This window comes from Candidatus Sphingomonas phytovorans, from assembly GCA_029202385.1.
GTDB lineage: Bacteria > Pseudomonadota > Alphaproteobacteria > Sphingomonadales > Sphingomonadaceae > Sphingomonas > Sphingomonas phytovorans.
In genome coordinates, this window is sequence record CP119314.1 from 2234450 (window position 1) to 2259614 (window position 25165).

Annotated in this window: 20 protein-coding genes, 1 tRNA gene and 1 pseudogene; 15 read left to right on the forward strand and 7 right to left on the reverse strand. The window is 65.8% G+C overall.

The window, feature by feature from the left end; all coding sequences use genetic code 11:
* The first annotated feature begins 110 nt into the window (after nucleotides 1–110).
* The 4 genes from P0Y59_10295 to P0Y59_10310 all read left to right on the forward strand — a co-directional run bounded on the left by P0Y59_10295 (nucleotide 111) and on the right by P0Y59_10310 (nucleotide 6138).
* Nucleotides 111–1406 (forward strand): FAD-dependent oxidoreductase, encoded by a 1296-nt coding sequence (locus P0Y59_10295; protein WEK02042.1) that lies wholly within the window; start codon nucleotides 111–113, stop codon nucleotides 1404–1406.
* A gap of 105 nt (nucleotides 1407–1511) precedes the next feature.
* Nucleotides 1512–1588 (forward strand) — tRNA-Pro (locus tag P0Y59_10300).
* A 585-nt stretch (nucleotides 1589–2173) separates the two neighbouring features.
* A complete protein-coding gene (locus P0Y59_10305) occupies nucleotides 2174–5608 on the forward strand; it encodes an autotransporter domain-containing protein (GenBank protein ID WEK02043.1) in 3435 nt (1144 codons plus the stop codon).
* 98 nt (nucleotides 5609–5706) lie between these two features.
* Entirely contained in the window at nucleotides 5707–6138 is a 432-nt protein-coding gene (locus tag P0Y59_10310) for a hypothetical protein (protein WEK02044.1), read from the forward strand.
* Between the two features lie 92 nt (nucleotides 6139–6230).
* Here P0Y59_10310 and P0Y59_10315 read toward each other — a convergent pair whose 3' ends face one another.
* The 4 genes from P0Y59_10315 to P0Y59_10330 all read right to left on the reverse strand — a co-directional run bounded on the left by P0Y59_10315 (nucleotide 6231) and on the right by P0Y59_10330 (nucleotide 10463).
* Nucleotides 6231–7907 carry an EAL domain-containing protein gene (locus P0Y59_10315; protein WEK02045.1) on the reverse strand — a complete coding sequence of 559 codons (1677 nt, stop codon included), beginning with the start codon at nucleotides 7905–7907 and terminating at the stop codon, nucleotides 6231–6233.
* Between the two features lie 74 nt (nucleotides 7908–7981).
* Nucleotides 7982–8557, reverse strand: coding sequence for a Smr/MutS family protein (locus tag P0Y59_10320; GenBank protein WEK02046.1), 576 nt, complete (start codon nucleotides 8555–8557; stop codon nucleotides 7982–7984).
* Nucleotides 8557–9780: a murein transglycosylase A gene (locus P0Y59_10325; protein WEK02546.1), complete on the reverse strand. Its 1224-nt coding sequence runs from the start codon at nucleotides 9778–9780 to the stop codon at nucleotides 8557–8559. Before P0Y59_10325 ends, P0Y59_10320 begins: the two co-directional genes overlap by 1 nt.
* Nucleotides 9781–9818: 38 nt before the next feature.
* On the reverse strand, nucleotides 9819–10463 hold the full coding sequence (locus P0Y59_10330) for a Tim44/TimA family putative adaptor protein (GenBank protein WEK02047.1): 645 nt from the start codon (nucleotides 10461–10463) through the stop codon (nucleotides 9819–9821).
* Between the two features lie 177 nt (nucleotides 10464–10640).
* Between P0Y59_10330 and secB the strand changes: the two genes are divergently transcribed.
* The 4 genes from secB (at nucleotide 10641) to P0Y59_10350 (ending at nucleotide 14568) form a co-directional block, all read left to right on the forward strand.
* The gene (gene secB, locus P0Y59_10335; protein ID WEK02048.1) at nucleotides 10641–11147 is read left to right on the forward strand and encodes a protein-export chaperone SecB; all 507 of its coding nucleotides are present in this window, start codon (nucleotides 10641–10643) and stop codon (nucleotides 11145–11147) included.
* A gap of 26 nt (nucleotides 11148–11173) precedes the next feature.
* Nucleotides 11174–12742 carry a murein biosynthesis integral membrane protein MurJ gene (gene murJ / locus P0Y59_10340; GenBank protein ID WEK02049.1) on the forward strand — a complete coding sequence of 523 codons (1569 nt, stop codon included), beginning with the start codon at nucleotides 11174–11176 and terminating at the stop codon, nucleotides 12740–12742.
* Nucleotides 12743–12756: 14 nt separating this feature from the next.
* Nucleotides 12757–13761, forward strand: coding sequence for a tryptophan--tRNA ligase (gene trpS, locus P0Y59_10345; protein WEK02050.1), 1005 nt, complete (start codon nucleotides 12757–12759; stop codon nucleotides 13759–13761).
* A 162-nt stretch (nucleotides 13762–13923) separates the two neighbouring features.
* A complete protein-coding gene (locus P0Y59_10350) occupies nucleotides 13924–14568 on the forward strand; it encodes a DUF4136 domain-containing protein (GenBank protein ID WEK02051.1) in 645 nt (214 codons plus the stop codon).
* A gap of 576 nt (nucleotides 14569–15144) precedes the next feature.
* On the opposite strand, the gene dnaA is transcribed toward P0Y59_10350, so the two are convergent.
* The 3 genes from dnaA to mutM form a co-directional block, all read right to left on the reverse strand.
* A complete protein-coding gene (gene dnaA, locus P0Y59_10355) occupies nucleotides 15145–16509 on the reverse strand; it encodes a chromosomal replication initiator protein DnaA (protein ID WEK02052.1) in 1365 nt (454 codons plus the stop codon).
* A gap of 494 nt (nucleotides 16510–17003) precedes the next feature.
* Nucleotides 17004–17267 (reverse strand): 30S ribosomal protein S20, encoded by a 264-nt coding sequence (gene rpsT / locus P0Y59_10360; protein WEK02053.1) that lies wholly within the window; start codon nucleotides 17265–17267, stop codon nucleotides 17004–17006.
* A gap of 270 nt (nucleotides 17268–17537) precedes the next feature.
* Nucleotides 17538–18347, reverse strand: a complete 810-nt coding sequence (mutM, locus tag P0Y59_10365) for a bifunctional DNA-formamidopyrimidine glycosylase/DNA-(apurinic or apyrimidinic site) lyase (GenBank protein ID WEK02054.1) — start codon at nucleotides 18345–18347, stop codon at nucleotides 17538–17540.
* 59 nt (nucleotides 18348–18406) lie between these two features.
* On the opposite strand from mutM, the gene P0Y59_10370 reads away from it, so the two are divergent.
* The 7 genes and pseudogenes from P0Y59_10370 (at nucleotide 18407) to moeB (ending at nucleotide 25142) form a co-directional block, all read left to right on the forward strand.
* A complete protein-coding gene (locus P0Y59_10370) occupies nucleotides 18407–19138 on the forward strand; it encodes a class I SAM-dependent methyltransferase (protein ID WEK02055.1) in 732 nt (243 codons plus the stop codon).
* Nucleotides 19139–19259: 121 nt separating this feature from the next.
* Nucleotides 19260–20792, forward strand: coding sequence for a 2-polyprenylphenol 6-hydroxylase (gene ubiB / locus P0Y59_10375; protein WEK02056.1), 1533 nt, complete (start codon nucleotides 19260–19262; stop codon nucleotides 20790–20792).
* Between the two features lie 382 nt (nucleotides 20793–21174).
* Entirely contained in the window at nucleotides 21175–22293 is a 1119-nt protein-coding gene (locus tag P0Y59_10380) for a hypothetical protein (protein WEK02057.1), read from the forward strand.
* Between the two features lie 11 nt (nucleotides 22294–22304).
* Nucleotides 22305–23489: pseudogene (gene coaBC / locus P0Y59_10385) on the forward strand (bifunctional phosphopantothenoylcysteine decarboxylase/phosphopantothenate--cysteine ligase CoaBC).
* A gap of 83 nt (nucleotides 23490–23572) precedes the next feature.
* Complete coding sequence (gene dut / locus P0Y59_10390) at nucleotides 23573–24019, forward strand: dUTP diphosphatase (GenBank protein ID WEK02058.1); 447 nt, start codon at nucleotides 23573–23575, stop codon at nucleotides 24017–24019.
* Nucleotides 24019–24396: a hypothetical protein gene (locus P0Y59_10395; GenBank protein WEK02059.1), complete on the forward strand. Its 378-nt coding sequence runs from the start codon at nucleotides 24019–24021 to the stop codon at nucleotides 24394–24396. Before dut ends, P0Y59_10395 begins: the two co-directional genes overlap by 1 nt.
* Nucleotides 24393–25142: a molybdopterin-synthase adenylyltransferase MoeB gene (gene moeB / locus P0Y59_10400; protein ID WEK02060.1), complete on the forward strand. Its 750-nt coding sequence runs from the start codon at nucleotides 24393–24395 to the stop codon at nucleotides 25140–25142. Before P0Y59_10395 ends, moeB begins: the two co-directional genes overlap by 4 nt.
* The last annotated feature ends 23 nt before the right edge of the window (nucleotides 25143–25165 follow it).

A 25165-nucleotide genomic window follows, 5' to 3' on the forward strand; every position in this document is an offset into this window, starting at 1 on the left:
GCCTGAACGCCCGGCCGGTTTTTCCCGATCGTCCTGGCCGGGACATCGCGTGGCGGCTTGCCCCGCCGCGCACGTCCGCTAGCATCGGGCGAAAGACAGGAGAGCGGGTCTTGCGTCATATCGCGATCATCGGTTCCGGACCGGCGGGCTATTACACCGCCGAGGCATGCCAGAAGACCTTCGGCGAGGAGGTCCGCGTCGACATCATCGATCGCCTCCCCGTCCCCTATGGCCTGATCCGCACCGGCGTCGCGCCCGACCATCAGTCGATCAAGGGCGTCTCGCGCCGCTATGAAGCGGTGGCGCTGACCGACAATGTCCGCTTTGTCGGCAATGTCAGCGTCGGTCGCGACGTGACGATCGCAGAACTGGGTTCGCTGTACGATGCGGTGGTGCTGGCGACCGGCGCCCCGGCCGACAAGCCGCTTGGCGTGCCGGGAGACGATCTGCCCGGCGTGGTCGGATCGGCGGCGTTCGTCGGCTGGTATAACGGCCATCCCGACTTCGCCGGCCTCAACCCGCCGCTCCACGGGCCCGGCGCCGTGGTGGTGGGTGCCGGCAATGTCGCGCTCGACGTCGCGCGGATTCTCGCCAAGGCGGAGAGCGAGTTCGCCGGATCGGACATTGTCGGCCATGCGCTCGACCATCTCGGCACCGCCACCCACGACCGGATCACCATCCTGGCACGACGCGGGCCGCATCAGATCGCGATGACGCCGAAGGAACTGGGCGAGCTTGGCCATCTCGACCGCGCCGTGCCGCATGTCGACCCGGCCGATCTGCCCCCGGTCGAGGAGGATGCGGCGCTGGATCCGGGCCAGCGCAAGTCGGTCGCCCACCTGCGCGACTTCGCGACTCGGACTGACCGGAAGCAGATCGATGTTGATTTCGATTTCTATGCGATGCCGGTCCGGGTCGAGGGCGACGGCAAGGCCGAACGGATGATCGTCGAACGCACCGCGATCGACGCCGAAGGCCGCGCATCCGCCACGGGCGAGACCTATTCGGTGCCTGCCAGCCTCGTCATCAGTTGCATCGGCTATCGCACGCCGCCGATCGATGGCGTGCCCTATGACCAGAAGCTCGGCCGTTTCGCCAATCAGGACGGGCGCATCTCGCCCGGGCTCTATGCAGTCGGCTGGGCGCGACGCGGGCCGACCGGGACGATCGGCACCAACCGGCCCGACGGCTTCCTGATCGCCGAGCATATCGCCGCCGACCAGGCTGGCGACAGCGGTAAGGCCGGGCGGCCCGGCCTCGATTCGCTGCTCGCGAGCCGGAACGTCGATGTCGTCACCTTCCGCGACTGGCAGAAGATCGAGGCAGCCGAGATCGCCCGTGCTCGCAACGGCGCCCCGCGGGAGAAGTTCACCAGCATCGAGGAGATGCTCGGCGCACGTGGCTGAGGCCGGCTTCTTTTGCCGCGCGACGAATGTGGGGTTGATGCCCGCGAAACGCTCGGCTAAGGGCCGTCGCCTTGCCGCGCGAGACAGCGCGGCTCGATCCCTGGTCGGGGAATAGCTCAGCCTGGTAGAGCACTGCCTTCGGGAGGCAGGGGCCGGAGGTTCGAATCCTCTTTCCCCGACCAATGGGACACGCGGATTTCCGCCATGTCATGTTCTTCGACGGGGCAGCGCCCGCAAGCTCGATATGAACCTCATCGGCTGAATTGTTGGTCAGAAAACTACTTGCGATCAACGCGCGCCGCTTGAGGCCATGCAAAGCCGAACCTGCTTCGGAATAGTTCGCGCTGCCCACGGCAAGATCGTCAGCAGCGCCCACCATTCCATCGAAGGCTCGACTTCTGGATTTATTGTTCCGCAAACGTAACGGCTACGATGTCCATAGAACAAGGATACCCAGGCGCGCTTTCCACGGCCTTGTGGAAAGGTCGGACATGACCGGAGAACATCGGCTTACAGGCACGGGGATGGTAACCATGAACAGCTGATCTACGCCGGATCGCGATTGCCCACATTGTTGCCTGTCAGCAACAGTAGCAAGCGATAATACTGCTGAAACCGATACAATCCCAAAACGGCCCTATCGGTACTTGACCTCCGCACATGCAGAGATAGCCTCGGTTCATCTAGATAAAACGCTTATATTTCTTATACAAATGGGGGTTTACAGGATGGATTCTTGCGTCTCGCGCGCGCGAAAGCGCGCATTCTTGCTCGCCACCGCCGCGACAATGTCGATCGTCATCGGCAACAGCGCACGGGCGCAGGAACACCCTACCGACATGATCCTGGAAGCGCAGGACAACAGGGTTTCAGCGTCCATCATCGACCCTAACATCGTCATCGCCCCGCCGGGCACCTCGGTCACCGATCGCGACCCGGTGAACGTCACCGGCGTCGGCCAGATGGTCATCGACCAGAAGAACGGCTTTATCGGCCTGTGCACGGGCACGCTGATCAATCCGCGTACCGTCATCTTCGCGGCGCACTGCGTGAACGAGAGCCCGGCCGGCGCAGCGCAGGACCCCTGGGGATACGGCACCGGCACCGGCCAGTTGCCGATCGGTTTCGGATTCCAGACCAACAACAATGTCGCGGGCAATTCGGCCTTCGGCCACTGGCTCAACGGCACCGCCGGCGGCGCGAAGTATCTGACGTCGATTTCCGAATACATGTATAACGTCAACCAGGTGCAGTATAACCCGCACTCGCTCGACCTCGGGCTCGCCAACAATTTCATCCAGGGCGACGTCGCGGTGGCGTCGCTCGATACGCCCGCTGCGAACGTGCCGACCTGGGCGCTGCTTTTCTCTGCACTTCCCGCGCCGGCCTCCATCAACGATACCACCGGCACCGGCTATCACGTCGTGATCAACGGCTATGGCAATACCGGTACCGCGACGTCGGGCAGCAATGTCGGCGTCGACTATCGCCGCCGTGTGGCCGAGAATTATCTGGGCCTGCTCGGTTCGCTCGATGACATCGATATCGGCCTGTTCGGCATCACGCCGCGCGGCCGCCCGCAGAATCTGTATCAGATCGATTTCGACAGTGCCGGCCATTCCAACCAGTTCGATTTCAATATCTTCAAGGACAACGCCCTGCCGAAGGAAGGGATTACCGGTCCCGGCGATTCGGGCGGGCCGCTGATCCTCGACCAGGCCTATGCCAAGCAACTGGTGATCGCGGTGCTGTCTGGCGGCACGCGCTACTTCGCCCAGCAGCCTTCGGGCAGCTACGGCACGAGCGCCTTCTATCAACCGCTCTATCTGTTCTGGGACTACATCGCCGCCGCCAACCCCTATCGCTATGTCAGCGCGGTGGCCGGTGATGGCGCCTGGACCGATCCGACTCACTGGGTCACCACGGTCGACCCCGCCTACAATGTCCTCGTCAACGGTAAGCTGGTGAACGGGGTGCCGACAGCCCCCGGCGACGGCATCGCCGGCACCTCCGGCAAGTTCGGCCAGATCTGCGATCAGGAACCCGCCTTCCAGTATGACGTATGTTATGACGTGAAGACCGGCGTTTACTACGACCATAGCGTTCCGCAGGGAGGTAGCGAGTCAACCCCGACCGGCACGCAGACGGCGGATGCGACCAGGGTTGCCGATACGACCAATGACGGCGCGCGGGCCACGAAGTCCTCGATAGAGGAAGCCCAGAATGGCAGTCAGGCAACCGGGGCCGTGCAGGCTGCGGCCGCCCTCCCCGCCGCCACCCTCGCCAATGGCCTGCCCGGCGCGACCAATTTCGTGCCGAACAATATTGATCCGAACGCGGCCAGCCACACCAACGCCCGCTATTTCGACGTGACATTGTCCGCCGCCGGTACGACCACGCTAAGCTCCGCCGTCACGGTGGATCGCTTCACCATGAACGGCCCCGCCGCCAAGCTGACCGTCGCATCCGGCGGCTCGCTGACCAGCCTGATCAACATCAATCATTTCGACGGCTTGGTCACCAACAACGGCACGATCACCACGATCGGCGATTACCTGCTGCTCAGTGGCGGTATCACCGGCTCGGGCCGTTTCAACACGCCGTTCTTCACCAGCGTGTCGGGCACGATCGCGCCGGGGACGATCGGCACCACCGGCACCATCACCATCGGCGGCAACCTGATCCTCGCGTCCGGCAACCATTATCTGGTCGATCTCGGCCCGAACGGCGTGTCGGACAAGATCGTGGTGGTCCCGAACGGTTCCAGCACGGGCACCGCCAGCCTCGGCGGGTTCATCGGGTTCGCGCCGGCTACCGGCTACACCATCCGCGCCGGCGATACCTATACGGTCCTGACGACCACGGCACCGATCGACGGCACCACCAAATTCATCGATCCGGCACCGCTCAGCGCGATCCTGACACCGCGCCTCACCTATCAGGCAACCTCGGTGTCGGTCACCATCGATGCCGGTCTCTACGCCAATGTGGTGGGCAACACGCCGGTGCAGCAGGCCTATGCAAGGCTGCTCGACCAGGATCGTATCGTCTATAACCGGCTCACCGATCTCTACGGCATCCTGGACATGCAGAATGCCGCGACGATCCGCTCGACCCTCGAGGGCCTTGCCCCGCGCGCCGAGACGACTCGTCGGGCGCTGGGCACTGCCTCGGTCGACAATATGGGCCGCTTCTACCGCGACCGTCTCGCGTCGCTCGATCCCGGCAGCCTCGGTGGCACCGTCGCCATGATCGGGAAACCGTTCCAGATCGCTGCGCTTGCCTCGTCCGGCATGCCCGGTACGCCTGAGGTTCGCAGCGACGCCGGGGAAGGCATGGTCGCACAGGAAGGCAGACTGCCCGAAACGATGAGCGCGTTCGTGGCCGGTGGCTATATCGACGGCAACAGCAGCTCGATGCCAACGGCGGTCCCGGTGACAGGCCGTGACCAGTTCCACGGCTTCTTCGTGGCGACGGGTCTCGAAACCGAAGTCGGTTCCCGCGGTCTGCTGGGCTTCTCCCTTGCCTATACCGACCTTGACGGCGCGCCGTCGCTGGCCAGCCACCAAGCGAGCAGCACGCTGTACCAGGGCACGCTGTACGGCAAGATCAAGACGGCGAGCGGCGCCTTCATCGACGCCACGTTCAGCGCCGGCGCGTTCAACTCCCGCACCGTGCGCAACGTCAATCTGGCCGGAACCAGCTATCGGCTGGTCGGCAAGGATCGATCGCTCCTGGTCTCGGGTGAAATCGGCGCCGGCACCACCGTCGCGCTCGGCAGTTCGATCGCCCTCGATCCACGCGTCTCGCTGCGCGGCACCCGGATCATGTTCGACACGATCGACGAGACGGGCGGCGGCCCTGCCATGGCCTACAAGCCAGGCAATCTGGACAGCCTCCAGGCTCGCGCCGGCTTCAACGCCCACGGCAACAGCGCGACGGTCAAGCCATACGTCTCGGCCTATTGGGTCCATGATTTCGCCAAGCAGCCGGGCTTTATCGGCGCGAACTTTGTCGGCGGCGTCGGGCCAAACGCGCTCTTCGCGGTGGCGGGGGCCGACAATGACTGGGCCGAGGTCAGCGGCGGCGTAACCTTTTCGGCCAGCAAGAGGATCGAACTGTCGGTGGGCGCGAACACCACGGTCGGCCGCAAGGACGTGACCAACCAGAGCTATCACGGGACGATCAGGATCAACTTCTGATCGGGTCGTACTTGGGGCCGCTTCCATTCGGAAGCGGCCCCTTTTCTTTGTGCCGGATCTACGGAAAGACCCAGTCGGTAAATTGGAGGAGTAGGTAGATGACGGCTGACGAGATCGAAATCGGCAAGGTGCTCGAAGAGCTTTATGGCACCGTTTCCGGACCGGCGGGTCCGCGCGACTGGTCGCGACAAGCGACAACGTTCCACGAGGACAGTCGGCAGATGCGCACCTGGATCGACACCGACGGCAAGCCGGCGATCAGGATCATGACCCGCGACGGATATGCCGCCGATACGGCACCCTTCTTCGCCGAGAACGATTTCTACGAGATCGAAACCGCGCGGAAGATCAACATCTTCGGCAACATCGCCCATGTGTGGAGCATCTACGAGGCACGACGCGCGCCTGACGCGGACGAGCTGGATCGGCGCGGTATAAACTCAATCCAGCTCTACAAGGATGAAAATGGCTGGCGAGTCATCAGCATGATCTGGGACAATGAACGTCCGGGTGTGGTCGCCAGCCTGTAGGCGGCGAGAACCGCTCGCTCGTTCGATATCTGGGGAATGGCCAGCCTGTGGCCTCCTCAAATCGCGCGAGGAGCGTGCACGAAGCAGCAGTCTTAGCCGCTCGCCTTCTGCCGATCGTCTCCCCGCGACCAGGCGATGAACGCCTCTTCGTCCATCGGCGCGGCGATCGCATAGCCCTGGATTACGTCGCAGCCGATCACGCGCATCACGTCCGCCTGCGCCTGGGTCTCGATCCCCTCCGCCACGGCTTCGCAACCGACACCATGGATCAGGCCGACCACGGCGTGCGCGATCGTGCGCGCCTCCGCATTGTCGGCGATATGCTCGATCAGGCTGCGGTCCAGCTTGACCCGATCGACCGGCAGGTCGCGCAGTCGCGCGAGGTTCGAATAGCCGGTCCCGAAATCGTCGATCGCGATCGTGGCCCCGTCGGCGCGCAGCAGCGCGATCGCCTCGATCACCTCCTCGCTGCAATGCATCGCCAGCGTCTCGGTGATCTCGAGCTCAAGCAGGCGTGCCGGCGCATTGGCCTCGCGCATCGCTTCGCGCAGCCTGCGGAAGAAGCCGGCATGATCAAGCTGGCGCGGGCTGATATTGATCGCGAGTCGCTGCTCGATGCCGATCCGGCCCCAGCGGGCAATCGTCTCCGCCACGGTGTCGATCACCCATTCGCCGATCTCGACGATCATGCCAGTCTCTTCGGCACGCTGGATGAAGCTGCCCGGCAGCCTGACGCCGTCGCGCGGATGCCGCCAGCGGATCAGCGCCTCGGCCGCGACGATCTCGCCGCTCAACACCGCTACCTGTGGCTGGAAGACAAGGGTGAACTGGTCCTGCTCGATCGCCTCGCGCAGGTCACGCTCAAGCTGGGCGCGATCGGCGATCTGGCCGGCAAGCTCATCGGTGAAATGCTCGGCCCGGCCGCGTCCGTTCGCCTTCGCATGATACATGGCGGCATCGGCCGCGCGCATCAGGTCGGTCAGGTTCTCGCCATGTTGCGGGCGGAGTGCGATCCCGATCGACGCGCCGATCTCGACGTCGTTGCCGACCAGGTCGAACGGCTCGCTGAGCGCGAACAGCACACCGCGCCCGATCCTCGCCGCCTCGGCCGGATCGGCGACGCCGGAGAAGAACATGGTGAACTCATCGCCAGCGAGGCGACCGATCAGCGGTTGCGGCACACCCGTCTCGACCGTCACCCGATCGGCCACGGCGCGGATCCGATTGGCGACCATGCCGAGCAGCATGTCCCCCATCGCATGGCCCATCGTATCGTTGACGCCCTTGAAGCGATCGAGATCGATGAAGAACAACGCCGCGCTCATCCCCGGCGCCATGTCTGTCAGCGCCCGCTCGCAGGTGCGGCGGAAATTGGTCCGGTTGGGCAGCGAGGTGACTGGATCGAACATGGCCAGCCGGTGGACGCTCTCCAGGTTCGCGCCGAGTTGCTGGAACAACCCGTTCATCGCACGCGCCAGTTCCGGCACATTCTCCTCGATCTCGGCGGGAATCTCCCCGTCGAGATCGCCGTGCGCGGCACGGGTGAGACGCGCGATCGCTGCGTCGATGGCAGCCGCGGTCGAGGCGATCGAGCGTTCGGCGGAGGCCCAGCACATCACCGCGCACACCACCGCCGGGATGAGCGCGCGCGAGATATTGTCGATGCCGATCTGGCCGTTGGACGTCGCCACCAGCGCCAGGATGAAAGCGACCGCCCCCGCGCACATCGCGAACACGATTGCACGACTCTTGAGCGACACTCCTTCCATCGCGATCCTAGAGACTCCCCCGGGGGTGGCGGACAAGAATCGTCCGGTCGAACGGCGATCATCGCCGCCAGAGGTTAAGATTTCGATGGGCGCGGTCTGCGCAGGATGATGTAAAGCGCCCCTGCCCCGCCATGACGCGGGTGCGCGCCGCGCACTGCGGCGATCGACGTCGCATGACGAGATCCGGCCAGCCAGTCGCCCACCGCGGCCCGGATCGCACCACGCGCGTGCGGCCGCTCGCTCTCGGCCCGCGGCGGTTTGCCAGTCACGAGCAGGACCAGGCGGTCGCCGCTCCGGATCGCCTGGTCGAGCGCGCTGTCGAGCAGCGCATAGGCCGAATTCAGCGTATGGCCGTGCAGGTCGATCGCGCAATCAGGCGACACCAGCCCGCGCGACAGCTGGCGATCCCAGCTTCCGTCAAGCGTATTGCCGGGCGCGCGATCCTGTTTCGACGGCGCTGGCGGCTTCTGCACCGGCGGCCTGGTCGCCGCCACGCGCTGTGCCTTTGCTGATGGGGCCTTTGCCGGCGCGGGAGCGGGAGCCGCCACAGGCGGCACCTTGACCGCCACGCGCGGCCGGATCGGCCGCACGCTCGCCATCACCCGCGCCCACAGCGCGGCTTCATCCGGGGTCAGCGGGCGGTCGGCCACTAGGGAAGCTGGGCGCCCCCGCCCCCCGTCAGCCGCGCCAGCGTGCCGACCGGCAAAAGCAGGAAGGCGGTGCCCCGCGCCGACATGCCCCCGGCAATCGCGCGGGCATCATCGCCCGCGCCCCAGAAGGTGTCGAACCGATTGCTGCCCCGGATCGCACCGCCAGTATCCTGCGCGATCCACAGCCCTGTCGCATCGGTACGGTCCATCGACAGGAAGACAGGGGCACCGAGCGGCACGAACTTCGGATCGGCCGCCGCGCTCACGCCACCCGAGACCGGCAGGCCGAGCGCACCGAGCGGAGCGCCCTGCTGCTCGCGAAAGAACACATAGCTCTTGTTCTCGCGCATGATCGCGCGGCCTTCCTCGGGATGGGCATGGAGCCAGGCGACGATGCCCTGCATCGAGGTCTGTCCCGGGGCGAGCAGCCCGCGCTCGCGCATCAACGCGCCGATCCCGGTATAATCGCGGCCGTTCTGGCTGTCATAGCCGATCCGCATCACTGATCCGTCGGGCAGGCGGAGCCGCCCCGAGCCCTGGATCTGGAGGAAGAACAGCTCGACCGGATCGGCCGCCCAAGCAATGATCGGCGCGCGCTGCGCCAGCATGCCCTGTTCGATCGCGGTGCGGTCGAAATAGGGCACGAAATTGCTGCCATCCACGCGCCCGCGAATCTTCTTGCCTTTCAGGTCGGCGCTGAACTGGCCGAGATCGACATCGACCAGGTCGGACGGGCGGCCATAGATGGGCACGTCATAGCCGCGACGCCGATCACGCGAGCCGACGATCTCGGGCTCGTAATAGCCGGTTGCGAAGGCCTTGCCGTCGCCGACCTGAACGGTTTCGAACCATTGGGCGAAGAAGGCGCGCGCATCGCCCGATCCTGCCGTGCTGGCGGCAGCGCAGGCAGGCTGCCAGTCAGTCCCGCGCGTCAGGCCCGAGGCATCGGTGCGGCGCTGCAACGTCGCGCAGGAGATGCGGAACGCGGCGAGCGCCCTTCCCGCCTGGGCTTCGTTGATCGGCAGCGAATAAAGCGGCGGACCCGCGACGAGCCCAGCCTTGGCGGCAGTCGCCGAGCCGGGCACGGCAACCGCCGGAGCGGGTGCGATCGGCGTCGCGGCCACCGGCCGTCGAACCGGCGGTCCGGCATGGGAGGAAGGAACACCCGGAGAGGAGGGAACACCCGGCCGCGGCACGACCCCGCCACCACAGGCGCTCAGCATCAGGGCGAGCGCGACAATCCCCCCGCGGTGCACGGCCGTCACGCTTCGTCGGTGTCGGCGAGCTTCCAGTTCGGATCGCTGCTCTTCAGCGTGCGCGCGAAGGTCCAGACGTCATGTGTCTCGACCGCGTCGCTCATCGATCCGGCGACGAGATTGCCATCGGCATCGCGCGTCACCGCGGCGATATCGGCGTCGAAGCGCACGGTGATGCGCGCCAGCTTGCCATCGACCGAGGCGTCGGAAATCATCGCGCGCTCGATCGAGACGAGGCGATTGTCGAGCACATGGCCGGCCACTGCGCGCTCGGCGATCGCCTCGGCAAAGGCGCCGCGCACGTCATCGTTCACCAGCCAGGCGAGCGATTCCTCATCGCCCTTCCAATAAGCCTCGAGGATCATGCGATAGGCTGATTGCGCGCCTTCGATGAACTGGCCGACATCGAAGGTCGATTCGGCCGAGACGATCGAACGGAGGCCAGCCTCGGCACGCGGATCGATATTGCGATTCGCGATCTCGCGCGGCTCCTGCGACACCTCGATCGGTCGTGGCAGCGACGTGACCGGCGCCCGCTCCTCAGCGGGCTTGGGCAGGACCTGCTCATGCCCCGTCCGCTTGCCGAGCACCATGTACAGACGCAACGCCAGAAATCCGGCGACCATCGCGAGAAGAACTACAAAGAGCACCTTGCCTCCACTATCGGCTAACCACCTACATAGGCGTAACGCGCCAACGTTTCAAATGGCTCAAGACATCACACCGCCGGCAGCCGTTGAACTGCCCGTCGCCCCCTGCTAGGCGCGCGGTCGCAGGTACGCCACAGGGGGCGGCCGATATTTCGATCTTCAAGGAATGGACTTTCGATGAGCGAGCAGGACGATGGCATCATCACGGGCACCGAGCCCCTTCCCAATGGCGCCGACACCACGCCTGCGGCAGGGCTGATCTCGCAATATGTGAAGGACCTGTCGTTCGAGAATCCCAACGCGCCGGGCATCTTCCAGGTCCAGGTCGCGCCGCAGATCGACGTCCAGTTCAACATCGGCACCGCCCAGGTCGGCGAGGAGGTCCACGAGGTGGTGCTCCGCGTCGAGGTACGCGCCGAGACCGAAGGCCAGGTCGCCTTCATCGTCGAGCTGACCTATGCCGGGCTGTTCGGCCTGCGCAACATCCCCGCCGAGCATGTCCAGCCCTTCCTCCTCGCCGAGGCCCCGCGCCTGCTCTTCCCGTTCGCGCGCCGCGTGCTCGCCGATGCGGTCCGTGACGGCGGCTTCCAGCCCCTGCTGCTCGAGCCGATCGACTTCGCCGCGATCTACATGCAGCAGACCGAGGCCCAGCAGGCCACGACCGGGGAAATCGGCACGGCCTGATCCTCGGGCCTTCGGGACCCAAGACAATGAACCTCACGCGCGCGCTGGGATCGGTGGGTGGCCTCACCCTGGCCAGCCGCGTGCTGGGGCTCGTGCGCGATTCGCTGTTCGTCCGCTTCGTCGGCGCCAGCTTCGCGTCGGACGCCTTCCTCGTCGCCTTCCGCCTGCCCAACCTGTTCCGCGCGCTGTTCGCCGAAGGGGCGTTCTCGGCGGCGTTCATCCCGATGTTCAACCGCAAGATCACCGACAAGGACGGCCCCGGGCTCCCCGCGGGCGTGGCCTTTGCGGAGGACGCGCTGTCGGTGCTGCTGCCAGTCCTGATCGTGATGACGATCCTCGTCGAGATCTTCGCCTGGCCGGTGACGCTGGCGCTGTCCGGCAAGTTCAACGGGGTCACCAACGACCAATTTGCCTTCGCGGTCGGGCTGTCGCGCTTCACCTTCCCCTATCTGCTGTTCATCAGCCTGGTGTCGCTGCTCGGCGGCATCCTCAATTCGCTGCACAAATTCTGGGTCAATGCTGCGGCGCCGATCCTGCTGAACGTGACGCTGATCGCCGCCCTGCTGTTCTTCCACGATCACGATCCGTACCTGACCGCGCGCAACCAGGCGATCGCCGTCAGCGTGGCGGGCCTGTTGCAACTGCTCTGGCTGATCCACGCCTGCTGGACGAGCGGCGTGCGGCTGCGGCTCAAGCTCCCCCGCTTCAGCCCCGATGTGAAGAAGCTGATGGCGCTGATCTGGCCCGCCGCCGCGGGCGCCGGCGCGGTGCAGATCAATCTCGTCGTCTCGACCGCGCTGGCCGCGTCGCTGCTCCCCGCCGGATCGGTCACCTATATCTACACCGCTGACCGGGTGAACCAGTTGCCGCTCGGCCTGATCGGCATCGGGCTCGGCACCGTCCTCCTCCCGCTCATCTCCCGCCAGCTTGGCGCCGGCGAGGAAAAGGCGGCGATGGAATCGCAGAACCGGGGCATGGAACTCGCGCTGCTGCTGACCCTGCCCGCCACCATGGCGCTGGTCCTGTGCGGCGGCCCGATCGTCGCCGCCCTGTTCGAACATGGCAAGTTCACCGCGCTGAACACCTATTATACGGCGCAGGCGCTCTCGGCCTTCTCGATCGGCCTGCCGAGCTATATCCTCGTGAAGGTCCTCACGCCGGGCTATTATGCCCGCGCCGACACGAAGACGCCGGTCCGCTACGCAACGATCAGCATGGGCGTGAACCTCCTGCTCAACCTCGCGCTGATCGTCCCGCTGCAGCATATGGGGCCGCCGCTGGCGACCGCCCTCGCCTCGACCGTCAACGTCATCCTGCTCTACCGCACGCTGCGGCTCCGCGGGCATTTCGAACCGGATGCCCGGCTGCGCCGCCGGGCCTGGCGGCTTGCCGCGGCCGCCCTGGTGATGGGGGTTATCCTGTGGCTGATGCAGGGGCTGCTCACGCCCTATCTCCATGGTAGCTGGATGGTCCGGACGGGCGCGATGCTGGCGCTGGTCGGCGCGGGCAGCTTCGTCTATGCGGTCGCCACGTTCGCCCTGGGTGCCTTCACCCGCGACGATCTGGCATTCCTGAGGCGCAAGCGCGCCCGCTGAACACGAGACCATCAATGCGCGTCGTTTCCGGCATCCAGCCCACCGGCAATCTCCACCTCGGCAACTATCTCGGCGCGATCAAACAATGGGTCGCGATGCAGGACACCATGGGCCCGGGCGAGGATTGCCTGTTCTTCCTCGCCGACCTCCACGCCTTGTCCCAGCCGGTCGTCGCGGCCGAGCTGACCGCGAACTCGATCGAGATGGCGGCGACCCTGCTTGCCTGCGGCATCGATCCCGACCGAGCGATCCTGTTCAACCAGGCGCGCGTGCCGGCGCATAGCGAGCTTGCCTGGATATTGGGGGGCACCGCGCGGATGGGCTGGCTCAACCGCATGACCCAGTGGAAAGACAAGGCCGGCAAGAGCGGCGAGAGCCAGAGCGTCGACCTGTTCACCTACCCGGTGCTCCAGGCAGCCGACGTACTGCTCTATCAGGCGACTCACGTGCCGGTCGGCGAGGACCAGAAGCAGCATCTCGAACTCGCGCGCGACATCGCGACCAAGTTCAACAATGATTTCGGGGTCGAGCTCTTCACCCTGCCCGAGCCGTTCATTTCGAAGGCGGCACCGCGCATCATGTCGCTGCGCGACGGCAGCGCGAAGATGTCCAAGTCGGATCCGTCGGACGCATCGCGTATCAACCTGGTCGATAGCGACGATCTGATCGTGCAGAAGCTGAAAAAGGCGAAGACCGATCCGGAGCCGCTGCCCGCGACCTTCGCCGAACTGGCCGATCGCCCCGAGGCCAGGAACCTCGTCACCATCTATTCGGCCCTCGCCGGAACATCGACCGACGCGGTGATGGCCGAATTCGGCGGCAAGGGTTTCGGCACATTCAAGCCCGCCCTGGCCGATCTGGCGGTGGCCGGTCTCGGGCCGATCCGCGACCGGCTGACCGCGCTGCTCGACGATCGCGCAGCGGTCAGCGCTGTGCTGGCGAGGGGCGCAGCCAGGGCGAGCGCGCTCGCCGCGCCGACACTCGCGGCGGCGCAGCGAGCCGTGGGCTTGCACGTCTGATTTCCGCTCCCATCTTGGCTGGAGACGGATTTTTTCGGGGGATTTGCATCACCTCGTTCAAGCGCTATTCATAACGCCTGCAGGACAATTGCAACCGACTGAACTTGCCTCGCTTTTCTTCGATACTCATCCGAATCCCCTCGTCACCAAGGTCGCAAGCCCATGAAGATGTTCCCCATCGCCGCCGTCGCCCTGCTCGCGCTGGGTGGCTGCGCCACGCCGTTCAACGCCAAGGTCTCCCGCTTTCAGCAACTGCCGCAGGCGCAAGGCCAGACCTTCGTGGTCAGGGCGATGGACCCGCGTCTCGATGGCGGGATCGAGTTTGGCCAATATGCGCAACTCGTCTCGGCCAAGCTCGGGAATCACGGCTATCAGCCCGCCAATGATCCGGCGCGCGCCGATCTGGTGGTGAAGATCGGCTACGGGGTCGACAAGGGCCGTGAGAAGGTCGTGACCACTCCGGGCTTCGGCGGCTATGGTGGCTTCGGTTATGGCGGCTTCGGCCCCTATCGGGGCTTTGGCGGCCCCTATGGCTATTATGGTCGCAGCCGCTTCGCGTTCGGCTTCTACGATCCCTTCCTGTTCGACAACGACGTGTCGAGCTTCACTGTCTACACCAGCGAGCTGGACCTGCGCATCGACCGCGCCGACAACGGCAAGAGCGTGTTCGAAGGCACCGCCAAGGCCCAGTCGCGCAACGACGACCTGCCCTATCTGGTCCCGCGCCTGGTCGAGGCGATGTTCACCGGCTTCCCCGGCAATTCGGGCGAAACGGTGAAGATCACGATCGCACCCGAGAAGAAGTAGCATCAAGCCCCTCCCCTTTAGGGGAGGGGTCGGGGTGGGCGCGCGCGTCTGCGCGCTCAAAAGACTCTGCAACGCCGGTGACAAAAGAAAAAGGCGGGCACCCAGCCCGCCTTTTTCTTTTGTCACCGGCGGGGTCGGCCCCTTCAGGACTCCTATCCAGTTGGCGGGCCGGATCAACAGGGACCATGCCAGAAGACACCCTGCCCTAGCTCCGAATAGCATGTCGAGGCCATCGGGAGATCCTGCTTGCTTCGGGCGATCCCATACCCCCAGCCGCCATCGAAATAGGGTTTGATCAGGATATCGACGCCCCAACCGTAGACGGTCACAGAATGGGGCTGGAGGCTTGCGATAACAGGCGGCCACTGGCTTTTCGGTACTTCAGCCCAGCCCTTGGACGCATCGATCGGATGCGTTGCCTTCAGGAGTTGAGATTCGGTCCGGATCGTCCTGAGTGTCGACTGATTATGAGTGGGACACGTGCAACCGCCAATCAATGCCAGCACGGCCAACACAGCGAATGCCCAGACACGTAAGTTCACTCCCCCCTCCCCGGAGCGGGAAGGAAGGAACAAATCAGCCTTCAAGCTCGCGCAGCAAGGTTCGCACCGCGCCGTCGATCTCGCGATCCTTGTCGCGCAGTTCCTCGATACGGCGCACCGCATGGATCACCGTCGAATGGTCGCGACCGCCGAACTTGCGGCCGATCTCCGGCAGCGAGCGCGTGGTCAGGCGCTTGGCGAGATACATCGCGATCTGGCGCGGACGGGCCACCACCACGGCGCGCCGGGCCGAAACGAGGTCGATCGGCTTCAGCTCGAAATGCGCCGAAACCGCGCGCTGAATCTCGTCGATCGTCACCCGGCGCTCGGCGCCGCGCAGCACGTCGCCCAGCGTCGCCACCGCGAAATCCATGTCGATCGACTCGCCGGTGAGCTGCGCATAGGCGACCAGCCGGTTGAGCGAGCCTTCCAGGTCGCGGATGTTTGCGGTGATGCGAGTCGCCAGCAGGTCGAGCACCTCGGCCGGTACCCTGGCATCGGGCATATCGACGAGCTTCCGCTCAAGCACCGCGCGGCGGAGCGCCAGATCGGGTGCCTTGATATCCGCGACCAGCCCGACCGAGAGCCGCGACGTGATCCTTGCCTCGACCCCGTCGAGCCCCTGCGGGCAGCGATCGGCGCTGATCACCAGCCGCTTGCCGGTCGCCATCACCTCGTTGACGGTGTGGAAGAATTCTTCCTGCGTGGCGTCCTTGCCGGCGATGAACTGGAGATCGTCGATCATCAGCAGATCGGCGGCGCGCAATCGCGCCTTGAAGCTGTGGGTGTCCCGGGCGCGGAGCGCATGCACGAAATCGAACATGAAGCGCTCGGCCGACATCAGGATCACGTTCGCGCCAGGGCATGCCTCGAGATAGGCAGCGCCGATCGCGTGCATCAGATGGGTCTTGCCCTGCCCCGTGCCGCTGTGGAGGAACAACGGGCTGAACCGCGGCTTGCCAGCCTCGGCAAGCGCGCTGGCCGCGTTGAAGGCGACCCGATTGGACTGGTCGACCACGAACCGGTCGAAGGTGAAGCGCGGGTCGAGCGCCGGGCGCACCGGAACCGCTGCCCCGGGAGTCGGAACGGCGGGAGCCGCCGCGACCGCAGGCGCCTCCACGGTCAATACCGCGGGCGCGGCCTTGCTGGCGGACCGCGTCTCGATCGAGACGCTGCGCACCTCGGGCAGGATCGCGCGAAATTCCTGGAACAGCCGGTCGGCATAATGGTTGCGGACCCAGTTCGTCATGAAGGCCGACGGCAACGCCAGACGAATCGTCTCGGAATCCGTACCGTCGATCAACTCGATCGGCTTCAGCCACTGGTCGAACAGACGCACGCCGGCCGACTCGCGCAGGTGCCCGCGCACCGTGCTCCAGGCCTTTGCTGCATCGCTCAACCGAGCCGCCTCTCCGGTAACAGTCCCCGCCAACACCCAATCCCTTTTCCCGGAGCCGGGACACGAGGTCCCGGGCGGCTTGATTCGCTACAGACAAACCTCCCCCCAGCCGGAATCATGTCCGCCTGACTTCGAAGGTCTCTAATAAGGTCGCGAGACGGAACGTCTGCGCGGCAAAGGTCGATTATGAAGATCGAACCGAGTCGGGCAATAGCTCTGCGCGTAACAAATCCGAAATAAACGGGATTGACTCGGAATACCTCAAGGATTCCCGTCGAAAATCTTACAAGCTACTGAAAAACCATCATTAGCTCAGCACGGCAGTGTTGTTGCGGCTGCGAATCGTGGTGAATCCTGACTTTTCACGATTCGGGTACGGGACCCACCCGAAACGGTGATAAAAAGTCTAACGGATCGTGCACGGCCAACCGCACACGACAAAAAACCCGCCGGGATATTCCCGACGGGCTGTTGTTCCGACCGATCCGAACGGATCAGGCGAGCGCGGTGAGACGCTTGGTCAGGCGCGAGAACTTGCGCGAGGCGGTGTTCTTGTGGAGCACACCCTTCGCAACGCCCTTGGCCAGCTCCGGCTGCATCGCTGCAACCGCGGCGCTCGCGGCATCCTTGTCGCCCGACGCCAGCGCGGCCTCGGCCTTCTTCACGAAGGTCCGGATACGACCAACGCGGTTGCCATTGACTTCCGCACGACGTGCGTTGCGCCGAATTCGCTTTTTCGCCTGTGGCGTGTTCGCCATGAAGCCCTCTGATCTGAAATAAAGAAAGGGCGCGGACGGCAAAGCCCGCAGCCCCGGAAAGCGCGCCTCTTACCCATCAAGAGTGAGTCGGTCAACCAGCGGAATGACGCCTGTGTGACGATTCCGGATTCACCCGAATGAGCCAACTCCCTCGTTACCCTGAGCTCGTTTGGCGACCATCCCCTCGGGGCATGCACTTTCTCCCCCCGCGAAAGACCGAGGAAGCTTACATGTCCGAAGGATGTGGTTGTCGAGACCCCAGCTTCTCCGTCAGCGCTGGCATTTCGGGCACCAGAAGGTGGAACGCCCGCCTTCGGTATAGCGCTCGACCTTGCCGCCACACTCGCACGGCTCGCCCTCGCGGCCATAGACGCGCCATTGCTTGGAAAAATAGCCGAGCTCGCCGTCGGGGCGCGCATAGTCGCGCAGCGACGAACCGCCCGCCTCGATCGCGGCTTCCAGGACCGTATGGATAGCGCCGACCAATCGCTCGAGGCGGGCAAGCGATATCTGGCCTGCCGCGCGCATCGGCGCGATGCGCGCGAGATGCAGCGCCTCGCACACATAGATATTGCCCAGCCCGGCGACGATTCGCTGGTCGAGCAGCATCAGCTTGATCGACGCGATCCGGCCGTCGAGCGCCTTGAGCAGATGGCGCGGAGTGAAATCCGGCCCGAGCGGCTCCGGCCCCATGGCCAGAAAGGGCGGATAGCTTGCGAGCGACTCGGTCGGGACGAGGTCAAGCGAGCCGAAACGCCTCGGATCGTTGAGCGCGAGACGATGCGCCGCGGTTTCCACGATCAGATGATCGTGCGGCAGCACCTCGCTCGGATCGACTCGCCAGCGGCCCGACATGCCGAGATGGAAGATCACCGTGTCGCCGCGATCGGTGTCGATCAGCCCGTATTTGGCGCGCCGCCCAAGCCCCGTCACCACGGCGCCGGTGAGTCGCTGGCCGAGATCGGCGGGGAAAGGCCGGCGCAGGTCCGGCCGGCGCGCCTGGACGAGCGTGATCCGCTGGTCCTGCAGCACCGGGCGAAGGCCGTTGACGGTGGTTTCGACTTCGGGAAGCTCTGGCATGACAGACATAGCGCTAGGTTGCGTTTGCCCCGCCCACAAGCGTTAGCTAGAGCCACGCCATGAACGACACCGTATCCTTCGGCTATGAAGACGTGGCCCCCGAGGAGAAGACGCGCCGGGTCGGCGGCGTCTTCTCGAGCGTGGCGTCGCGCTACGACATCATGAACGACGCGATGTCCGGCGGCATGCATCGGCTGTGGAAGGATCGTTTCGTCCGCCGGGTGAAGCCGCGCGACGGCGAACAGGTCCTCGACATGGCGGGCGGCACCGGCGACATCGCCTTCCGGCTGGCGAAATCGGGGGCGTCGGTGACGGTCGCCGACATCAACCCCCAGATGCTCGAAGTCGGCATGGAACGCGCCCAGAAGCGCGGCATCGACGGACTGGTCTGGACTGAGGCCAATGCCGAGACGCTCGCCTTTCCCGACCGTTTCTTCGATGCCTATACCATTGCCTTCGGCATCCGGAACGTGACCGACATCCCCAAAGCCCTGCGCGAGGCGCACCGCGTGCTCAGGCGCGGCGGGCGCTTCTTCTGCCTGGAATTCTCGACCACGCTCTGGCCGGGCTTCGCCGACATCTACGACAGCTATTCGCACAAGATCGTCCCCAGGGTCGGCCAGTTGCTCGCGCAGGATGGCGAGAGCTATCGCTACCTCATCGAATCGATCCGCCGCTTTCCCGACATGCCGACCTTCGAGCGGATGATCGGCGAGGCCGGGTTCGTCCGGACCAATGTCGAGCCGATGCTCGGCGGCCTGGTCGCGATCCATAGCGGCTGGAAGATTTGATGCCCTCCCTCTTCCCCGGCAAAGGCCGGGGCCCGGTACTGCAGCGAACCTTGCCTGAGTGCCGCGCGTCGTTACCCCGGCCATCCCAACCGGCCTCCGGCCCTCGCCGGGAAAGCAGGAAATGACCGCCCCCGCCGTGCATCTCTGGCGGCTCCTGAAATGGGGTCGAATCCTCGCGCGCCACGGCGCGCTGCGCGGGATCGAGCGCGATCCGAACACGCCCACCCGGATCCGCCGCCTCGTCCGCGTCGCCCGCATCGGCGCGCGCGTGCCCGAGACGCCGGCCTATGCCGACGCATTGCAGGCGATCGGCCCCGCCGCGATCAAGCTCGGCCAGACGCTGGCGACCCGCCCCGACATCGTCGGCGAAGCAGCGGCAAAGGATTTGCTGCGCCTGCAGGATTCGCTGCCCCCCCTGCCCTACGAAACAATCCACGCCGCGATGACCCGCGCGTTCGGACGGCCTCCCGAGGAGCTGTTCTCCTCGATCGACCCTGTGCCGATCGGCGCCGCGTCGATCGCGCAGGTGCACAGCGCCATCACCACCGACGGCCGGCACGTCGCGGTCAAGGTGCTTCGCCCCGGCGTCGAGGAGGAGTTCGCCCGGGCGATCGATACCTATCAATGGGCCGCAGCGCAGATCGAGGGATTGGGCGGCGAGCTGTCGCGCCTGCGCCCGCGCCTGGTGATCGAAACCTTCAAGCGCTGGACCGCGCGCGAGCTCGACCTGCGCCGTGAGGCCGCATCCGCGTCCGAGCTTGCCGAGGCGATGGAAGCGCAGCCCGATTTCGTCGTGCCGGCAATCGACTGGCAGCGAACGACCACCAAGGCGCTGACCATCGCCTGGGTCGACGGCATCAAGATTTCGAACCGCGCGGCACTGGTCGAGGCGGGATATGATCTGCCCCGACTGGCCGACACGCTGGTCCATGCCTTCCTGCGCCAGGCGATCGCGGAAGGGTTCTTCCACGCCGACATGCATCAGGGCAATCTGTTCGCACTGCCCGACGGCCGGATCGCCGCGATCGATTTCGGCATCATGGGCCGGATCGATCGCCGTGCCCGGGTGTGGCTGGCGGAAATTCTCTACGGCCTGATCACCGGCAACTACAAACGCGTCGCCGAAATCCATTTCGAGGCCGGCTATGTCCCGCCGCACCACAATGTCGCCGAGTTCGCGACCGCGCTGCGCGCGGTGGGCGAGCCGATGCGCGGGCTGGCGGTCAAGGACATGTCGATCGGCATGATGCTCGACGGGCTGTTCAACATCACCCGCGATTTCGACATGCAGACTCAGCCGCACCTGCTGCTGCTCCAGAAGACGATGGTGATGGTCGAGGGCGTGGCGACAAGCCTCGATCCCGATATCAACCTGTGGGATTCGGCGGCTCCCTTCGTGCGCGAATGGATCAGGACCGAACTCGGCCCCGAAGCGGCGGTGGCCGACCGCATCATCACCGATCTGCGGACGCTCGCGCGCCTGCCCGACCTGATCCGCAACATCGAACTGAGCTATCCGTCCCCGGGCGGTGCTCCTCCCGCGCCGCCACTCAAGGAGATCGAGGTCGTCCGCATCGGCGGCGGCTGGCGCTATGTCGCGGTCGCGGTGGCAAGCGCCCTTGCGGCCGTCGCGGCAACGCTGCTGGTGCGCTAGGGTGAGCCTGTCCGCCACGCTGCCGATGCCCGTGATTCAACGACGGGCGATATTGTCGCAGCGTGGCGCCAGCGGGATGCCCCGCCGGTTCCGAGTTTCCCTTTCCCTTCGCCGTGGATGTTGGACGATGCCCCGCCTCTGCTCCCCTCGATATCGTGAAAATAATGCCGGTTTTTCCGCTGTTTTTCCGCTGTTCCGCATAACAGCGGTAACGCCCGGCAAGGCATTGATCTGGCTTCGAAAAAACGAGACCAGAATCCAACATAACAGCGGAAGAAAAAAAACACCGTCGCCAACAACGGATAACAGCGGAAAATCGGCTGCGGCGTCCGGATCGAATCGGCCCTGGCCCTCCCAATACGCCGCGGCTCAGGCATAGACCTTGGCGCGCCCGCAACCACCGCTCTGGCTCACTGCCCCGACTCGTTTCGCGGCGCTGAAACGCCCCACCGCGCGGATCGTGCTTGCGCTCTTCGCCATTCTTCTCGTCGCGAGCCTGTCGGCGCTGGTGAGCCCCGGGCCGCCCCCCGTCAGCCACGATCCTGCGCAGCGTGCCGACGACGAAGCTGATGTCGTGCTGTACGAAACCATCGTCGCCGGTGTGCGCGGCGGCGGCGACTATTATGCGGTGACGGCGCAGGCATTGCGCACCGGCAATTATCCGCTGAGGCCGTTCGTGACCTTCCGGCTGCCGACGCTGGCGACCGTCCAGGCGGCGATGCCGCCGGGCGCCACGATCCTGCTGCTTTATGTGCTGGCCGCCGCCGTGATGCTCGCATGGTTCATCCGGCTGCGCCCGGCCTTTGCGCGCGCCCCGCCACTGGCGATCGCGATGGTGCTGCTTGCCGGAGGGATGATGGCGTTTGTCCAGCCAGCGCTGGCGAGTTTCCATGAGGTATGGGCTGGATTGCTGATCGCCCTGTCGCTCGCCCTGCGCCGCCGCGAGCGCTGGGTCGAGGCGGTGGCATTCGGCCTGATTGCCATGCTGGTCCGCGAGACAGCCGCGCTCTTTGTCGGAATCATGGCCGTCCTCGCCCTTGTCGAGGGTCGCCGTCGCGAGGCGATCGGCTGGGGTCTCGCGATCCTGGCCCTGGCGGTGGTCGTCCTTTTCCACGCTCATGCCGTCAGCCTCGTCGTCCGCTCGATCGACCCCGCTTCGCCTGGCTGGGCGGGCATGCTTGGCTTCGGCTTCTTCGTGAAGACGATGTCGCTGTCGACCGCGCTGAACCTCGCCCCCATGTGGCTGGCGGCCCTGCTGGTCGCCCTGGCGCTGTTCGGCTGGGCCGGGTGGAATGACGAACTCGCGCTCAGGGCGCTGGCGACCTTCGCCACCTATGCCGTGCTGCTGAGCCTGTTCGGGCGCCCCGACACCTTCTATTGGGGATTGATGATCGCGCCCACGATCCTGGTCGGCCTCGCCTTTGTTCCAGATGCCCTGCGCGACCTGGCCACTGCGGCGATCGACCGGCGGCGGATCATCGTGACTCGAATGGTCAGATAGGAAATGGCGCGATGAAGATCCTCCTGATCGTCGGCGGCGGCATTGCCGCCTACAAGGCCTGCGAACTGACCCGGCTGTGCCGCAAGGCCGGTATCGAGGTGAAGTGCGTGCTCACCGCCGGAGGCCAGCATTTCGTCACGCCCATGACCCTCGCCGCCCTGTCGGAGAACCAGGTCTATACGACGCTCTGGGACCTCAAGGACGAAGCCGAGATGGGTCATATCCAGCTCAGCCGCGAGGCCGATCTCGTCGTGATCGCACCCGCCACCGCCGATCTCATGGCCAAGATGGCGGCCGGCATCGCTGACGATCTGGCGACGACCCTGCTGCTCGCGACCGACAAGCCAGTGCTCGCCGCACCGGCGATGAACGTGCGGATGTGGGGGCATGCCGCTACCCGCCGCAACGTCGCCACGCTGCGGGGAGACGGCATCACCGTGCTTGAGCCCGACGAGGGCCCGATGGCGTGCGGCGAGTACGGCCCCGGCCGGCTGCCCGAGCCCGAGGCGATCCTCGCCGCGATCCAGCGCGCTCTGCCGGTCTGACCCATGACGCTGTCGGGCACGCATATCCTGGTCACCGCCGGGCCAACTCATGAGCCGATCGATCCGGTGCGCTATCTCGCCAATCGTTCGTCGGGGCGGCAGGGCTTCGCGATCGCCGGCGCCCTGGCGGCGCTCGGCGCGCGGGTGACGCTCGTGGCCGGGCCGGTAACGCTCGCCACGCCGCCGGGCGTCGACCGCGTCGACGTGGAGACCGCGATGGACATGGCCAATGCGGTCGCGCGGGCGCTGCCGGCCGATGCCGCGGTGATGGTCGCCGCCGTTGCCGACTGGCGGGTCGACACTGCCGGACAGAAGATCAAGAAAGGCGCGGCTCCGCCCGTCCTGCATCTCGTCGATAATCCCGACATCCTCGCTCTCCTCGCGAAGAGCCCGCACCGCCCGGGGCTGCTGATCGGCTTCGCCGCCGAAACCGAGAAGGTGATCGAACACGCCACCGCCAAGCGCGAGCGCAAAGGCGTCGACTGGATCGTCGCGAACGACGTGTCGGGCGATGTGATGGGCGGGGCCGCCAATGCCGTGCATATCGTGACGGCCTATGGCGTGGAAAGCTGGGAACGGCTGCCGAAGGAAGAGGTCGCTGGACGATTGGCGGCAAGGATCGCCGACGCGCTTGCCACCCGTTCAGGCTGAGTTCGTGAAGGCGCTGCTCTTTTCCGCGGCCGCCGAGACAAGAGGCCCTTAGACAAGTTCGGGGCGAACGCTATTGAGGGATTATGACCGACCCGATCTCCATCGCCCTGAAGCGCCTCCCGCACGGCGAAGGTCTCCCGCCGCCCGCCTATGCGTCGGCGGGGGCTGCCGGCATGGACGTCGTGTCGGCTGAGGAGGCCACGCTCGCCCCCGGGGCCCGCGCCGCGATCGCGACCGGCTTCGCGATGGCGATTCCGGCCGGCTATGAGGTGCAGGTCCGGCCACGGTCTGGCCTCGCGCTCAAGCACGGCGTCACCTGCCTCAACACGCCGGGCACGATCGACAGCGACTATCGCGGCGAAGTGAAGGTGATCCTCGCCAATCTGGGCAGCGAGGATTTCGTCATCGCGCGCGGTGACCGGATTGCTCAACTCGTTCCGGCCCCGGTCCAACGCGCCGTGCTGGACGAAGTCGACACGTTGGACGATACCGTGAGGGGAGCCGGCGGATTCGGCTCGACTGGGCGCTGATGCTGCTTTTCCTGCTCCTGCAAGCCGCCGCGCCGGCGGTACCGACCGACTGGTCGACCCTGGCGCCACTGCCCTATGTCGCGTCGCCCCAGATGACGGCGCCGCTCACCCGTTTCGTGGCTGACGAGATCACGGCCGGACGCTGCACGCCGCCCAAGCCGGCCGACGGCCATTATGTCGTCAAGGTCGATGTGGCCGCCCTGGTCGGTGCCGACGGGGCGATCCGGCGAACCGTGCCGCGCGCAATCGATTGCCCTACGGTCGAGCAGTACAGCGCCGGGCTGGTCGTCAGCTTCGCCCGCGGGAACCTGCAGCCACATGCTGGCGCGGCCGACCTCTGGTACCGCGTGACGATCGTCTACGACTGGCACGAATGAGCCTGACCGACGCCGAGCTGGAGCGCTATGCGCGCCACATCGTCCTGAAGGAGGTCGGCGGCACCGGCCAGCACAGGCTTCGCGCTGCAACGGTTGCGATCATCGGCGCCGGCGGCATCGGATCGCCCGCCATCCAGTATCTCGCCGCGGCGGGGATCGGGCGGCTGATCGTGATCGACGACGACGACGTCGAGCTCTCCAACCTCCAGCGCCAGACCTTGTTCGGCGGCGACGATATCGGCACGGCCAAGGTCGATGCGGCGCGTCAGGCGGTCGCCCGGCTCAATCCCGGCGTGGCGATCGAGGCGCGGCGGGCGCGAATCGATGCCGGCAATGCCCGCAACCTGATCACCGGTGCTGACGTCGTCCTCGACGGAACCGACAATTTCGCCACCCGGCTCGCAGTCGCCGATGCGGCGCTTGCCTTATGCATCCCGCTCGTCTCCGCCGCCGTCGGCCAGTTCGAGGGCCAGCTCGGCGTGTTTCGCGGCTGGGAGACCGACAAGCCCTGTTATCGCTGCTTCGTCGGCGCCGATCCCGACCGGCCCGAGGTCAGTTGCGCCGAGGCGGGCGTGATGGGCGCGATGACCGGGGTGCTGGGTAGCCTGGCCGCGCTCGAGGCGATGCGGTGCGTGGTCGGCTTCGGCGAGGACAGTGCCGGCAGGCTTCTGCTGGTCGACGCGCTGGCCTTCCGCTTTCGCACGATCGCCCTGCCCAAGGACCCCGGCTGTGCCGCTTGCGGTTAGCCTGGTCTTAAGCCAATCCGGCT

Coding starts and splice junctions, on each gene's coding strand:
- P0Y59_10350 (WEK02051.1), top strand. CDS start 13,924: ATGAAGATGTTCCCCATCGCCGCCGTCGCCCTGCTCGCGCTGGGTGGC.
- rpsT (WEK02053.1), bottom strand. CDS start 17,267: ATGGCGAACACGCCACAGGCGAAAAAGCGAATTCGGCGCAACGCACGT.
- moeB (WEK02060.1), top strand. CDS start 24,393: ATGAGCCTGACCGACGCCGAGCTGGAGCGCTATGCGCGCCACATCGTC.
- P0Y59_10325 (WEK02546.1), bottom strand. CDS start 9,780: ATGCTGAGCGCCTGTGGTGGCGGGGTCGTGCCGCGGCCGGGTGTTCCC.
- murJ (WEK02049.1), top strand. CDS start 11,174: ATGAACCTCACGCGCGCGCTGGGATCGGTGGGTGGCCTCACCCTGGCC.
- P0Y59_10395 (WEK02059.1), top strand. CDS start 24,019: ATGCTGCTTTTCCTGCTCCTGCAAGCCGCCGCGCCGGCGGTACCGACC.
- dut (WEK02058.1), top strand. CDS start 23,573: ATGACCGACCCGATCTCCATCGCCCTGAAGCGCCTCCCGCACGGCGAA.
- mutM (WEK02054.1), bottom strand. CDS start 18,347: ATGCCAGAGCTTCCCGAAGTCGAAACCACCGTCAACGGCCTTCGCCCG.
- P0Y59_10370 (WEK02055.1), top strand. CDS start 18,407: ATGAACGACACCGTATCCTTCGGCTATGAAGACGTGGCCCCCGAGGAG.
- trpS (WEK02050.1), top strand. CDS start 12,757: ATGCGCGTCGTTTCCGGCATCCAGCCCACCGGCAATCTCCACCTCGGC.
- secB (WEK02048.1), top strand. CDS start 10,641: ATGAGCGAGCAGGACGATGGCATCATCACGGGCACCGAGCCCCTTCCC.
- ubiB (WEK02056.1), top strand. CDS start 19,260: ATGACCGCCCCCGCCGTGCATCTCTGGCGGCTCCTGAAATGGGGTCGA.
- P0Y59_10315 (WEK02045.1), bottom strand. CDS start 7,907: ATGGAAGGAGTGTCGCTCAAGAGTCGTGCAATCGTGTTCGCGATGTGC.
- P0Y59_10310 (WEK02044.1), top strand. CDS start 5,707: ATGACGGCTGACGAGATCGAAATCGGCAAGGTGCTCGAAGAGCTTTAT.